Here is a 14,017-nt window from a genome sequence, read left to right as displayed (position 1 = left end):
GTCAAAGAGATTAAGTTAAGCAAGTTCATGCTATGAATATTTTAAATAAATCTGACCGAGAATTTGATTTTACGAATGAGGATTTTACTAGAGCGAGAAAGTTAATTTATCAATATGCAGGAATTGCACTAGCAGAAACAAAAGCAGAGTTAGTATATGGGCGCTTAAGTCGCATTCTTCGCAACCAAGGAATTCGATCTTTTAAAGAGTATCTAGATTCCTTGATGGGCACACACAACCAGAGAGCCCTGGAAGAGTTTATTAATGCGCTCACAACTAATTTAACCTCCTTCTTCCGCGAGAATCACCATTTCCCCATTCTGGCTGAACACCTAGCCAGCCTGAATGCACCAATCACCATTTGGTGCTGCGCTGCCTCCACAGGAGAGGAGCCCTACTCCATTGCCATGACTGCTTGCGAGGTATTTGAAACCGTTACCCCACCAGTCAAAATTATTGCCACTGATATCGATACCAACGTGTTGCTACAAGCAGAAAGTGGCATTTTCTCTTCTCATCGCATAAGCAAGCTATCAGAGGATCGTCGCGAACAATTTTTCCTCAGGGGAACTGGCAAACAGGAGGGATTTGTTAAGATCCGTCAAGAACTGAGGAATTTAGTTAGCTACCAGCATCTCAACTTATTAAATCATCGCTGGCCGCTTCATAATGCATTTGACGCTATTTTTTGCCGTAATGTCATGATTTATTTTGACAAAACTACACAAACGAAAATCCTACATCAATTTCTACCTCTGATGAAGCCTCATGCACTAATTTTTTTTGGTCACTCAGAAAATTTTATGTATCAGTCGGAAGACCTCAAGCTTTGCGGTAAGACCGTTTACAAACTAAAACAGCAAGCAAATACGCATCATGCTCTCTAAACGTAAAGCCTTAAACCCCCCTACCGAAGCGATCTCTCAAAACCTCTACTTTGATAAAACCTTTAATTGTGAAGCGGTGAAGATCGCGCCGGGTGAATATTATTTCACCAATAAAAATATGGCAATCGTTACCGTCCTAGGATCGTGTGTCTCGGCCTGTATTACTGATATTAAAAACGGTATTGGCGGCATGAATCACTATATGTTGCCCGATAGTGCTATCCATAAAAAAGATGACCCCTCATCAGAGATGATGCGCTATGGATCATATGCAATGGAAATTTTAATTAATGAAATCCTAAAAAATGGAGGACGGCGAGAAAATTTGGAGGCAAAGATATTCGGTGGAGGTAACGTTCTTCATGGATTTAACGCCTTAAATATCGGGGAGCGTAATGCCATTTTTGTACGCAAATATTTAATGGATGAAGGTATACGAATCACCGGTGAGGATTTAGTAGAGTCCTATTCCCGCAAAGTATATTTCTTCCCGAAAACTGCCGAAGTTTTTGTAAAAAAAATTAAGCTCTCCAGCAACCTCAAACTCATCAAACGCGAAAAGAAATACGCTCAACACATCAATACTAAAAGTATTTCCGGTGATATTGAATTATTTTAATCTGCGTACGAACTCTTACTCCAAAATACCATCTTATAAATGAAAACTAAAGTACTTGTCATTGATGACTCTGCGCTAATTCGTAGCCTTCTATCCGAGATTATCAATAGCTATCCCGACATGCAGGTAGTTGCCACTGCTCCCGACCCCTTAATTGCTCGAGATCTGATCAAGCTACATAATCCCGATGTACTCACACTGGATATTGTAATGCCAAAGATGGATGGCTTGGATTTTCTTGAGCGATTGATGCGACTTCGCCCTATGCCAGTAGTGATGGTTTCCACCCTAACGGAGCGTGGCTCTGAAATAACTATGCGCGCTCTAGAGCTTGGCGCCGTTGACTTTGTTACCAAACCAAAACTAGCGATTGTTGATGGGATCCGAGAGTACTCGGATCTCATTGCAGATAAAATTCGCGCCGCCTCAAAAGCGAAGATAAAAGCTACTGCAGCACCATCTATAGAGCTGGGGAAATCAAATACTCCAAATACCGCTTTAAAGAATCAAAATTTAAGCAATGAGAAGCTCATTATTATTGGCGCCTCAACAGGAGGCACCGTTGCCATTAAGTCCTTCCTTACTGAAATGCCATCAGATTGCCCTGGTATATTAATCACCCAGCATATGCCAGCAGGCTTTACCAAATCCTTTGCAAATAGATTGGATTCAATATGCGAAATCCACGTTAAAGAGGCGGAGGATGGTGATGTCATCAAGCCTGGTCATGCCTATATCGCCCCAGGCGGAATGCATATGAGCGTTACGAGAGTTGGTGATAATTTTTGTACGAAAATCGATAACAATAGCCCCGTAAATCGTCATAAACCTTCGGTTGATGTGCTATTTAGCTCTGCTGCTGCAGTGGTTGGAAAAAATGCCATCGGCATCATTCTTACGGGTATGGGCAAGGATGGCGCAGTAGGAATGATGCATATGAAAGAAGCAGGCGCATTTAATCTTGCGCAGAATGAAGAAACTTGTGTTGTGTATGGCATGCCAAAAGAAGCTATTGCCGCTGGTGGTGTACATCAAATTGCTGGTATTGGCGATATACCCAACTTAGTCATAAGCCACTTAAATCGGTCTGGACGAGCATCAACAAATTAGATATTTAGACCTACAACCGACGCTAATTCATATCCTAAATTAAGCCAATTTTACTGCTTAGATTTCAGTTTTAAAACGATATACCTTGGTTAATAATTTCCAATTTGCGTAACTGCCACTAACTCGAATAAGGGCAATTACACCCCACTTATTTAATTCCTTCGAAAGACTTTTCCATGGAGCAGGCAACGGTCGCAGATCCAAACACCAGATTCCTGATAGTGGATGATTTCTCCACCATGCGCAGAATCATTCGCAATATACTTAAAGAGCTGGGATTTACTAATGTAGATGAAGCTGAAGATGGAGTTATTGCTTTAAATAAACTCAAAAACAGCACTTTTGAGTTTATTCTTTGTGACTGGAATATGCCCAATATGGATGGCCTCACCTTGCTTAAGAAAGTGAGAGCTGATTCAGATTTATCCACCGTTCCATTTCTCATGGTTACAGCAGAAGCCAAAAAAGAAAATATCATCTCAGCAGCACAGGCTGGTGCCAACGGTTACATTGTCAAGCCCTTCACCGCAGCAACCCTGGATGAAAAGCTTGTGAAAATCTTTGAAAAAATGAGTAAAGTAAAGGCTTCAGTGTGAGTGATTCCATTGAAGTTAGCCCTGATGCATCAGCCGTAGCTACAGATCATGAAATAATTCTTAATCGTGTCGGTCATGTTACGCGGATGCTCCATGACAATCTTAGTGATTTAGGGTTCGATAAAATACTCGAGCAAGTGGCCACTAAAATACCTGATGCCCGAGATAGACTTAATTACGTTGCGCGTATGACTGAGCAAGCCGCAGTTAGGGTTCTTAATGCCACTGACCTTGCTAACCCCTTGCAAGATAGGTTAGCAAGACAAGCTCGGGAACTGAAGCAATGTTGGGAGGAAACCCTTTTAGTACCATCAGTTCAGAGCGAGTACAGCGCAGCAGCTGAAAAAACAGTTTTTTTTCTTCAAAAAACAGAAGAGAGTACAACCCGAACCAAAGAGCTCCTCATGGAGATCATGATGGCTCAGGACTTCCAAGATTTAACAGGTCAAGTTATTAAGCGGGTAACTGTATTGGCACAAGAAATTGAGCAGCAACTTGTTCAAGTCCTCATTGATTTTTCTCCAAGCTCCGCTAAAGACGATACTGAACAAAGCCTCATGAACGGACCGCAGATTAACCCTGAACAGACCAAAGATATAGTGTCCTCCCAAGAACAAGTGGATGATTTATTAGATAGCCTTGGTTTTTAGTTGCACTCAGCTTAGACCCCCCCACACACACAACTGATCCGCAAGAATCGTATAACAATTCAAAATATCAACGCGTTTAATGATCCTCATAAGGATGCCATCTACAGTTATCACTTCAGTTGGGGCATTGTATTGCCTGCAATTCACAAAATAAATGCACAACTTCAAAATGGATACGGAGCTAGCACAGTCTGAGTAGTGGCAACAGCAGCTATCGCCAAATTGATAGAAGATCAAACATATGAAATCAGTATGGCGGTCGCAGCATTTACCCCCTCTATATTATTTCCATGTCAGCTACTCCGACCTATTAACGGCAAAAATTTCTCGAACTTTAATAAAAAGAGGGCTTTACCCTCTTATTCCATCAATTCAGATAGCGGCCCATCACCGACAATTTCCTTTATTAGTCATTGACGTAAGTCTAAGGAAGCGTAGTGTCGGAAGAAAGCGATTTAGAAAAGACTGAAGATGCCTCGCCCTCGCGTATTGAAAAAGCACGCGAGGAAGGTGATATTCCCCGCTCCAGGGAGCTTGCTACTTGTGCAGTCCTTTTTGCCGCAGGTCTGAGTATGTTGTCGCTCGGCGGGCAATTTAATAAAACCCTCAAGGGTGTACTGGGTAGCGGACTAACATTTGATCGTGAAATGGCGTTTAGCAATACCTTGCCCCTTACACGCATGACTGAGCTTGTGAGCGATGTTTTATTTTCTTTCGCTCCTTTAGGGCTGATCCTGATGGCAGTTGCTATTGGATCACCCATTCTGGTTGGCGGCTGGAATTTCAGTGGCAAGCTCCTGATGCCCAATTTTAATCGCCTTAACCCAATTAAGGGCATCACCAACTTAGTATCGACAAACGCCTTGGTTGAGCTCATTAAGGCAATTGTTAAAGCAAGTTTGGTTGGTATTGTTGCTTATCTGGTTATCTCTAGCTACTTTCCCTCCTTAATTCATCTTTCCCTTATTCCACTGGATGCAGGCATCGCCCAAACCGAGGATTTTTTAATTCGCGCCTTCTTGATTACTGTGGGCGCCCTAGTATTTGTTGCTGCACTAGATGTGCCCTATCAGCTTTACCACTATGCAAACAAAATGAAAATGAGCAAAGAGGAGATAAAGCAGGAATCTAAGGAAAGTAACGGTAATCCCGAAATTAAAGCTCGCTTACGCCAACAGCAACGAGAGATGGCGAGACGCCGCATGATGTCGCAAATCCCCAATGCAGATGTCATCATCACCAACCCAACTCACTACGCCGTTGCCATTCAATATGCTGAAGGTAGCATGCGAGCACCCAAAGTAATTGCCAAGGGGTCGGATGCGGTTGCACTTCGCATTCGGGAGATCGCCAAAGACAATAAGGTGCTCATATTGGAGTCGCCTAAATTGGCTCGCGCTATTTATACACATACCGAGCTTGATCAGGAGATCCCAGAGGCCTTATATCTCGCAGTCGCTGAAATTTTAGCCTTTGTATTTCAAGTACGAAATTACAACGGTCGCGATGGTACTTACCCAAATCAACCTACCAATATGGACATTCCCGATGAATTAGATCCCCATCACAATGTCAATGCCTTGGGTATAGCTGCATGAGTAATATTGCATTTAGTGCATGGACAGAAAAACTGAATACCAAGTTACTAGCTGGCCCATTAATCATCGTACTTTTGTTGTCGATGATGATTTTGCCTTTACCAGCAATCGCACTAGATATTCTATTTACATTCAATATTGCACTATCCATCATGGTGCTATTAATTGGTCTGCAAACCTCAAAACCACTCGATTTCTTAGCCTTTCCAACCGTTCTATTGGTAACCACATTGTTGCGCCTTTCGCTCAACGTGGCATCCACACGTGTGGTTCTGACAGAAGGCCACAATGGTCCCGATGCTGCCGGCAAGGTCATTGAGGCATTTGGCCATGTTTTGATTGGTGGCAACTACACCGTAGGTATCGTAGTTTTTATCATTCTGACCATTGTCAATTTTACGGTAATCACCAAGGGTGCTGGCCGCATTGCTGAAGTAGGAGCTCGATTTACCTTAGATGCAATGCCCGGTAAACAGATGGCCATTGATGCTGATTTAAATGCTGGCCTCATCGGTGAAGATGATGCACGTAAACGCCGTACCGAAGTTGGGCAGGAAGCAGAATTCTATGGCGCCATGGATGGAGCCAGTAAATACGTCCGAGGTGATGCGATTGCCGGCATTCTCGTAATCATCATCAATATTCTGGGCGGTCTGATTGTGGGTGTTGTTCAACATAATCTGAGTTTTACGGAAGCCGTAAAGAACTACACCTTGCTGGCCATCGGCGATGGTTTGGTTGCCCAAATTCCCTCACTGATTATTTCCGTTGCTGCTGGTGTGGTTGTTTCACGCGTTGGCAATAGTCAAGATCTAGGGACGCAGCTCACCAAGCAATTATTTTCAAACCCGAAGGTATTGAAGGCTACGGCCGTCATCCTTGGCGGGATGGGCCTTATACCCGGGATGCCGCATTTAGCCTTTATTTTATTGGCCGCCCTTCTCTACGGAATCTCATATTTAACTGAAAAACAAGAACGGAAGATGGCTATAGCCAGTGATATAACAATGACAGAGCCCGCCCCTGAAGGCAAAGAAGCCACCTGGAGTGATGTAGTCCCAGTAGATATTTTGGGTCTAGAGGTGGGCTTTAGATTGGTGCCCTTAGTTGATATTAATCAAGGCGGGGATTTATTTAAGCGCATTAAAGCCTTGCGCAAAAAATTTGCACAAGATGTCGGTTTTCTTACGTCAGCAGTACACATTTGCGATAACTTAGAATTAAAACCAAACGCCTACAGCATCAAGCTAAAGGGGGTCGAGCTAGCCTCCGGTGAATCATTTAACGGTCAGTTCCTAGCTATTAATCCCGGCTTTGTGCAAGGGCAACTCCCTGGCCCAGTCACAACTGATCCCGCATTTGGCTTGCCAGCCACCTGGATTGATAACAAGATGCGTGAACAAGCACAAAGTATGGGGTATACCGTGGTGGATGCCAGTACGGTGATTGCCACTCACCTCAATCACGTTATTGGCATGAATGCCTCTGAACTACTAGGACGGCAAGAAGTGCAGCAGTTGATGGATATGCTTGCCAAAGAGTCTCCCAAGCTTGCAGAAGACTTCATACCCAAAATGCTCCCCCTTGGAACTTTACAAAAAGTATTGCAAAACTTGCTGGTGGAAGGTGTACCCATTCGGGATATGCGTACCATCGTGGAAGCCTTATCAGAAAATGCACATCAAATCCAAGATGCTACCGAGCTGACTAGCAAGGTACGCATCCGCCTTGGCAGAGCTATTGTGCAGCAGCTATTTCCAAATACTAATGAAATGTCTGTTATCTCATTAGATAACGGATTAGAGCGCCTACTCATGCAAGCAATGCAAAACAATAATGAGGGAAGCTCTATTGAGCCTGGCCTTGCCCAAACATTAGCTCGACAAGCAGAGCAAGCCTCACGACTACAAGAGCAGATGGGGTTTACTCCAGTGCTATTAGTGGCAGCGCCATTGCGAACTACTTTGGCTAAATTTCTAAGACGCGTCATCCCAAACTTGCGCGTACTTTCTCATGAAGAATTACCAGATTCAAAAACAATCCGCGTTACTAATCTCATTGGAGGTGCAGCATGAATATCAAACGATTCCTGGCCAAAAGTTCACGTGAAGCAATGAACATGGTTCGAAACGAACTAGGCGAAGATGCCACCATCATCTCAAACCGCTTGGTAGCTGGCGGAAATGAAATATTAGCAATGCACAGCGAGGAAATGAATCATTTAATCAATAGTGCAAAAGTAACCCCTAATGCAAAAGCAGAGCATCAATTTGAAGTGGGTATTGTTCATACGCAGGCCAGTCCAATCAATTTCAGCAGAAAAAAAGTAGATACTCAAAAGCTCCAGGAACTAGCTACTATTTTTAATATTAAGCCGAGCTTGCGTAAAACTATTCAGGCAGACGTACCCCCTTCAAGGCCTCTGACCCAAAAAAATGAGCCATCTAAAACACCAGAAATCGCGGCTGTAGTCGATGAAATGCGTCAAATGCTCGACTTATTCTCAAGTCAGCTGACCGAAATATCTTGGGGCACTACACAACACCGTAACCCGGTAAAAAAAGAATTGTTGCGCACAATGATGTCAGCAGGATTTAGCGCTGGTTTAGCAAAACGAATTACAGATAAATGCCCAAGCGATTACTCTCAAAGTGAAGCTCTTCCCTGGGCAAAAAATTTGATCTCAAGAAATATACAAGTAATTAATGATGAAGCTGAAATTCTGGATTCTGGCGGCATATTTGCCTTGCTTGGCCCAACTGGAGTTGGCAAAACGACGACCGTAGCAAAAATGGCAGCTCGTTATGTTATGAAACATGGTCCTGAAAATTTAGCCCTTATCACCACTGATGCATATCGCATTGGTGGTCACGAGCAACTACGTATTTACGGCAAGATATTAGGAGTGATGGTTCATGCAGTCAAAGATGAGGCAGATCTCAAGTTGGCACTACGGGAATTCAAAGGAAAGCATACGGTATTAATCGATACAGTCGGACTTAGCCAAAAAGATGCCATGGTAAGTGAGCAACTCACCATGCTCTTTAATGCAGATAGTCGCATAAAAAAATTACTCTGTCTAAATGCCGGTAATGCGATTGAAACATTGAATGACGTTACTAAAGCCTACCTTGGTAGAGGTTTTGATGGATGCATTATTACCAAAATAGACGAGGCAGTAACCTTGGGTGGCGTACTCAATGTCGTGATGCAGCACAAGCTAAAGGTGCATTACCTTACAAATGGTCAACGAGTTCCTGAGGATATTGAACTAATGAATAAAGAGGATATTCTTTTTCAGGCTTTCAATACCAATAGAGGTCGCATTGACCTATCGAGTCTCAGTGATGACGATTTGCCGTACATAGTTGCCAATAGCGAACGAGAATATCGAGTTAGCCATGCTTGATTTTTCACGTGATCAAGCTGATAGCTTGCGCAAAGTGATGAATGGCCCAAAGCAGCGCGTCATCTCCTTAATTACCGCAACCGGAGAAAAAGATGAGTCCGGCGTCTTTTCAAATATAGCCACAGTATTAGCACAACAAGGTGTCAATGTCCTACTCACCTTCGCTAAAGCAAACTCAAATCAAGAAATATTGGCTTATAAGCTAGGGGCGCAATCCTCGATCGTAGAGCACCTCCTATATGGAACAGAGCCACATAATTTAGCCGCTCAAAAAGTTGGTCAGTTTGCGAGCTTGCGTCTTTTCCCAAGGCATAGTGAAGGAAATACACGAGATGTGGCCTTCATTTCAAATCTTAATGATTATTTCTCAAAATTAGCCGCACTCTACGACCTTGTTTTAATTGATGCGGAAGTGACCACTAAAAGCGCACCTCTACTGGGAATTATGAATTTAGGTGAAATTGTGGTTCATCTTAATGACCAGCCTGAATCTATAAAGCGTGCGTACGGCATTATTAAGCAACTGAGGTCAGGGCTTGGTTCACGCCCATTTGGAGTACTCATTAGCGCTGAGAATGAATCCATTTCACGCAGAGTCTTTAAAAATATTGAGCGAGTTGCACTGTCTTATGTGCAAACCCCTCTAGAATTTATTGGAAATATTGTCCCAAGCCATCAAGTACATACTGAAAATTGGCCATCAAGAATCAATATTGAAAGCCGCGTTAACCAATCATCGGGCGCTGCCATCCAGCAGCTACTCGCTAGCATGGGCCCTAGCAACTATCCATACAGCCTTACCGCTAAATAAGGTCATCTATGTATACGGCTACGGGCAAGATCAACGATGCTGAAGGTATAGTCATTCAATATGCCGATCTAGTCAAAAAAATGGCCTATCAAGTCAAGGCCAAACTTCCTGCTAGCGTAGAGATTGACGACCTGATCCAGGCCGGCATGATAGGTCTGCTTGATGCCGCTAGCCGATATCAGGAAAATAAAGGCGCTCAATTTAAAACCTATGCATCGCAACGTATTCATGGGTCGATGATGGATGAATTACGAAGTGCGGATTGGTTGCCAAGAGGCATTAGAAAGCAAATGCGTGATGTAGAAAAGGCTATACATGGGCTACAACAACGCTTGGGCAGAGCGCCCACTGAGTCAGAAGTCGCAATGCAATTAAAAATCAGCATTAGCGACTACCACCAACTTCTTACCGAATGTGGTGGCCATCAACTTATTTACTTTGAGGATTTTCAAAAAACGGATGACGAAGATCATTTTTTAGATCGCCATGTCAAAAATGACTCGAGCGATGTGATCAATGTATTGCTCGCAAGGGGCTTTAAGGGTGCCCTTAAAGATGCCGTGGATAAGCTACCTGAACGTGAAAAATTACTGATGGGACTGTATTACGAGCAAGAACTAAATTTGAAAGAAATTGGCGCCGTCATGAATGTGACTGAATCGCGCGTATCCCAACTGCATAGCCAAGCAGTGGCCCGGATACGCTCAATACTTAAAGAGCAATTATGGACTGGGCCAGCATAGGCGGTTTAACCCTCGCACTACTAGGTATTTTTATTGGCCAATCAATTGATGGCGGAAAACTTTCGTCCCTTCTACAGCCCTCAGCATTTGTGATTGTTGTTTTCGGAACGTTCGGGGCGGTTTTATTGCAAAGCAAGTCCGCCAATTTCCTTAGCGCCCTAAATCAAATTCGCTGGATTTTTATCAACCCAGTCGATAATCGCTTGGAGATTGCACATCGCATTTCTATGTGGAGCTCAGTAGCCCGAAAAGAAGGCACGCTCCACTTAGAGCGCTTTTTAGATGATGAGCCAGATCCTCTAACCCAAAAATGTCTACGCCTAGTGATTGATGGAATAGCCCCTCAAACCATCCGTGATATTTGTGAGAACGAATTACATCAATACGAAGTGAATCAGCGTAGCGCAATTAAAGTATGGGATTCTGCAGGAAGCTATGCCCCTACCATTGGCATCTTGGCGGCGGTCATTGGGCTCATTCACGTCATGGAAAATCTAGCTGATCCAGCGATGCTTGGTAGCGGTATTGCAGTTGCTTTTGTAGCAACTATCTACGGTGTAGGTTTAGCTAATCTTGTTTTTATACCAATTGCCAATAAGTTAAAAGGGATTACCCAAACTGAGGTTTCAAGATATGAAATGATTATCGATTCCCTCTCATCGATAGCTAATGGCGAACACACTATCATTATTGATGAGCGTCTTTCTGGATACTTAATCTAAGTCGGCAATGAAGCGAAGAGTTCGGCAACCAGAAGAGATAGAGCACCATGATCGGTGGCTTGTATCGTATTCCGACTTTATTACCTTATTGTTTGCCTTTTTTGTGGTGATGTACTCGAGCTCTTCGGTCAATCAAAGCAAATATAGTCAATTATCTAGCTCCATGAATAGCGCCTTCAATCCTACTAAAAGTAAATCACTTGACAATAAAGAACCTGGGGGTTCGACCGAGAATTCAGAGTTTAAAGATAAGCAAATCAGTAAAATTCCCGCAATAATCGATCCCATCCTCTCCTCTAAATCAAAAAACAATCTCGCATTGATCAAGATGGAAAAAGACCTAACTAAGGCTCTAAAGCCTCTCATTCTTGCCGGGAAAATTGGAGTATCACAAACCCCGAGAGGGATCCGTATCGACATTAAAGACAGCTACCTCTTTAATCCTGGGTCCACCAAAATCGCCAATACAGAAGGCTTGGACACCTTAGAGCAAATCGCACCCATACTCCTAAATAGTGGCCAATCTATTGCAATTGAAGGGCATACAGACAATGCTCCAATTAAAAACAAATCATTTCCATCCAACTGGGAGCTTTCTGCAATTCGTGCCACAACCGTTCTCAATGTCTTTTCTCAAAAAGGTATTAGCGAAGACCGCCTAAGCGCAAGCGGCTTTGGGGCATCTCGGCCAATCGCCTCAAACGATACCGCTGAGAGCAAGGCGAGCAATCGCAGAGTTTCCATCATGATTTTGCGAGATAAAGCTGAGCAGCCAGGGTCGGATTTGCTGCAAACAAAGGGGGAGTAGATCTAAGAGCCCACCCCCTCTTCAAGTTTAGGGACCTCTTTTTGGCGCTCTATCCCTCAACCAACCCCAAAAAAAATGGGAGCAGATTTTTTCCCTAAAGGATTTGGTTAATGGAGATGGCTTGTCTAGCTTCGATTAAGTCTAATATGCCTTGAGCCAAATCAGCAAAATCTTTTGCGCCACGACTTTTAGGCGAATGATAGCGGATCGGCTTTCCTACAGCAAATGCCTCAGCAAGAGCAATGTCATTGCGAATACCCCGTAAGACCCTCGAGGCTCCGAATTGCCTACTGACATCCCCCTTAGTGGCATGATGTTGACGAACTTTCTGAGAGCTCATAATCGGTAAAAAACCGGCAATCTTTAATGTTCGATTTTCTCGAGAAATTACCTTAAATAGTACTCGCATCAGCTGTCGCAATCCTTCGTATGACAGTGGGTGAGGGACAAACGGAACCAGAATGAAATTAGCTGCTGTCAATGCGTTTAATAAGAGAACGTCATGCGACGGCGGTGTATCCATAATCACCACATCATAACTAGAGGCTAGCTCCAGTTCGGCGAAGCTATTAACCAATAAGCGAGGGTCTCGCAGTCCACTACCATGCTCAAATAAGGTATCTGCTGGGGCGATACTTAAATTAGCAAAATTAGTAATATGAATGGTTTTTGATAGAGGTGTTCCAGGCTTAGAAAAAAGATCATGAATGGTCGGTGAATCTGAGGTCAATTTCAAACCTAAACCTACCGCGCAATGTCCTTGAGAGTCCAAGTCAATCAGAAGCACCCTCTTACCAATAGCCGCAAGCTCTGCGGCTAAATTGACCGATACAGTTGTCTTTCCTGTACCGCCTTTGCGATTCGATATGACGAGCTTAAACACAAACCACTCTTAAAATAATTCGATCGCCGGGCGTCCTGCCACATCTAATGCAGAGTCATCACCCGTAGCATTAAAGTGCACAATACGCTGCGCTTCCATGGTGTAGCTCTCACGTAAGGCCTTCATCGACTCACTCTGTAAATTCGGAGTAGTCAAAGGTTCAGGATTATTTGAGTCCAGAATATGAGCCACCTCATCAGAGTACTGCGCGCATAGAGCGAGACCCTTTGTCACTACTTCAATTTGCTGTCTACTAATATCCTGAAATTGGGTATGTGAAAGAATATCAATAATGGCATGTCGCATTTCAATAAAAGATTCTTGTGACAGGATCGCCGATGGGATCTGCAATTTCTGGCCATCTAACTCCTTCAAAATTTGCGCAACCCACTCCTCCATCAAGAAAAGTTTAGAAATAATGGCTAAAGAAGCTTTTTCAGTGGATTCATTAATAAATGCCAAGTGAGCCTCTAACAACTTATTTAACTCAGGAATAGAGCCTAAAAAAACTTGTAAGCGCCTGTAGTTCTCATCGTTTAACTGACGACTTTTAACCCATATCTGCTGAGTCTTAATAGCCTCTTCGATATGCCGATTAATTGAGCGGGTAAATAGGATGTGATAAACAGCCAAACCAACCAAGACAATCGCTCCAGTTGCATAGGGCAAAATCGAATTCTCAGGCAAGTTTTGCGCCAACTTAAAAGCAAGTACAGACAAAACAATCCCTACACCGAGGGAAATGGTGTAGCTGGGAAGTGCGCCGAAATGGAGTTTTTTTTGAATTTCCATAAAATTAAGCCCCAGGAAGCACTTCCTTAATAATTCCCACGAGAGTTGGAGCGGAAGTTGGCTTCACCAACCAGCCAGTGGCACCTAATTTTTTACCCTCTTCACGTTTAGCAGATTGACTCTCTGTAGTAAAAATGAGTATCGGCATAAAACGAAAGGCTGGTAAAGACCGTAGGTTTTTAATTAGTTCTAAGCCATCCATATTGGGCATATTGACATCCGTAATGATCAAGTCTGGTTTGAATGCGCCTGCCTTTAGTTTGCTCAAGGCATCAACACCATCGCAGGCAGTATCAACTTCAAACCCATTCATCATGAGGGATGTTTTAAGAGTGCTCAGCATAGTCGCTGAGTCATCTACTAGGAATATTTTTTTTGACATGGAAATC

Annotated in this window: 15 protein-coding genes; 12 read left to right on the top strand and 3 right to left on the bottom strand. The window is 43.4% G+C overall.

Features of this window, described 5'->3' with window-relative positions:
• Nucleotides 1-32: 32 nt before the first annotated feature.
• The 12 genes from ICN49_RS09445 to ICN49_RS09390 all read left to right on the top strand — a co-directional run bounded on the left by ICN49_RS09445 (nucleotide 33) and on the right by ICN49_RS09390 (nucleotide 11,953).
• The gene (locus ICN49_RS09445) at nucleotides 33-887 is read left to right on the top strand and encodes a CheR family methyltransferase (RefSeq protein WP_088527292.1); all 855 of its coding nucleotides are present in this window, start codon (nucleotides 33-35) and stop codon (nucleotides 885-887) included.
• Complete coding sequence (gene cheD, locus ICN49_RS09440) at nucleotides 877-1,506, top strand: chemoreceptor glutamine deamidase CheD (protein ID WP_216167820.1); 630 nt, start codon at nucleotides 877-879, stop codon at nucleotides 1,504-1,506. Before ICN49_RS09445 ends, cheD begins: the two co-directional genes overlap by 11 nt.
• A 39-nt stretch (nucleotides 1,507-1,545) precedes the next feature.
• Nucleotides 1,546-2,616, top strand: a complete 1,071-nt coding sequence (locus tag ICN49_RS09435; protein ID WP_216167819.1) for a protein-glutamate methylesterase/protein-glutamine glutaminase — start codon at nucleotides 1,546-1,548, stop codon at nucleotides 2,614-2,616.
• A gap of 176 nt (nucleotides 2,617-2,792) precedes the next feature.
• Nucleotides 2,793-3,212, top strand: a complete 420-nt coding sequence (gene cheY, locus ICN49_RS09430) for a chemotaxis response regulator CheY (protein ID WP_088527289.1) — start codon at nucleotides 2,793-2,795, stop codon at nucleotides 3,210-3,212.
• Entirely contained in the window at nucleotides 3,209-3,862 is a 654-nt protein-coding gene (gene cheZ / locus ICN49_RS09425) for a protein phosphatase CheZ (RefSeq protein ID WP_369411527.1), read from the top strand. The genes cheY and cheZ overlap by 4 nt, the downstream gene beginning before the upstream one ends.
• A gap of 437 nt (nucleotides 3,863-4,299) precedes the next feature.
• Nucleotides 4,300-5,460, top strand: coding sequence for a flagellar biosynthesis protein FlhB (gene flhB / locus ICN49_RS09420; protein WP_088527287.1), 1,161 nt, complete (start codon nucleotides 4,300-4,302; stop codon nucleotides 5,458-5,460).
• The gene (gene flhA / locus ICN49_RS09415; protein ID WP_216167818.1) at nucleotides 5,457-7,535 is read left to right on the top strand and encodes a flagellar biosynthesis protein FlhA; all 2,079 of its coding nucleotides are present in this window, start codon (nucleotides 5,457-5,459) and stop codon (nucleotides 7,533-7,535) included. The genes flhB and flhA overlap by 4 nt, the downstream gene beginning before the upstream one ends.
• On the top strand, nucleotides 7,532-8,869 hold the full coding sequence (gene flhF, locus ICN49_RS09410) for a flagellar biosynthesis GTPase FlhF (protein WP_216167817.1): 1,338 nt from the start codon (nucleotides 7,532-7,534) through the stop codon (nucleotides 8,867-8,869). Before flhA ends, flhF begins: the two co-directional genes overlap by 4 nt.
• On the top strand, nucleotides 8,862-9,680 hold the full coding sequence (locus tag ICN49_RS09405; RefSeq protein ID WP_216167816.1) for a MinD/ParA family ATP-binding protein: 819 nt from the start codon (nucleotides 8,862-8,864) through the stop codon (nucleotides 9,678-9,680). Before flhF ends, ICN49_RS09405 begins: the two co-directional genes overlap by 8 nt.
• Before the next feature lie 8 nt (nucleotides 9,681-9,688).
• The gene (locus ICN49_RS09400) at nucleotides 9,689-10,423 is read left to right on the top strand and encodes an RNA polymerase sigma factor FliA (protein WP_088527283.1); all 735 of its coding nucleotides are present in this window, start codon (nucleotides 9,689-9,691) and stop codon (nucleotides 10,421-10,423) included.
• On the top strand, nucleotides 10,405-11,145 hold the full coding sequence (locus ICN49_RS09395; RefSeq protein ID WP_088527282.1) for a flagellar motor protein: 741 nt from the start codon (nucleotides 10,405-10,407) through the stop codon (nucleotides 11,143-11,145). Before ICN49_RS09400 ends, ICN49_RS09395 begins: the two co-directional genes overlap by 19 nt.
• Before the next feature lie 7 nt (nucleotides 11,146-11,152).
• Nucleotides 11,153-11,953 (top strand): flagellar motor protein MotB, encoded by an 801-nt coding sequence (locus tag ICN49_RS09390; RefSeq protein WP_088527281.1) that lies wholly within the window; start codon nucleotides 11,153-11,155, stop codon nucleotides 11,951-11,953.
• Between the two features lie 94 nt (nucleotides 11,954-12,047).
• Here ICN49_RS09390 and ICN49_RS09385 read toward each other — a convergent pair whose 3' ends face one another.
• From ICN49_RS09385 to ICN49_RS09375, 3 genes are read right to left on the bottom strand one after another with little or no spacing between them, the layout of a single operon-like run.
• Nucleotides 12,048-12,836, bottom strand: coding sequence for a ParA family protein (locus ICN49_RS09385; protein WP_088527280.1), 789 nt, complete (start codon nucleotides 12,834-12,836; stop codon nucleotides 12,048-12,050).
• 9 nt (nucleotides 12,837-12,845) lie between these two features.
• Nucleotides 12,846-13,628 (bottom strand): hypothetical protein, encoded by a 783-nt coding sequence (locus ICN49_RS09380; RefSeq protein ID WP_216167815.1) that lies wholly within the window; start codon nucleotides 13,626-13,628, stop codon nucleotides 12,846-12,848.
• A gap of 4 nt (nucleotides 13,629-13,632) precedes the next feature.
• A complete protein-coding gene (locus ICN49_RS09375) occupies nucleotides 13,633-14,010 on the bottom strand; it encodes a response regulator (RefSeq protein WP_088527278.1) in 378 nt (125 codons plus the stop codon).
• Between the last annotated feature and the right edge of the window lie 7 nt (nucleotides 14,011-14,017).

The organism is Polynucleobacter finlandensis (assembly GCF_018881755.1).
GTDB lineage: Bacteria > Pseudomonadota > Gammaproteobacteria > Burkholderiales > Burkholderiaceae > Polynucleobacter > Polynucleobacter finlandensis.
The sequence above is the reverse complement of the archived record's forward strand: the minus strand, read 5'-3'. Positions and strand labels throughout refer to the sequence as shown.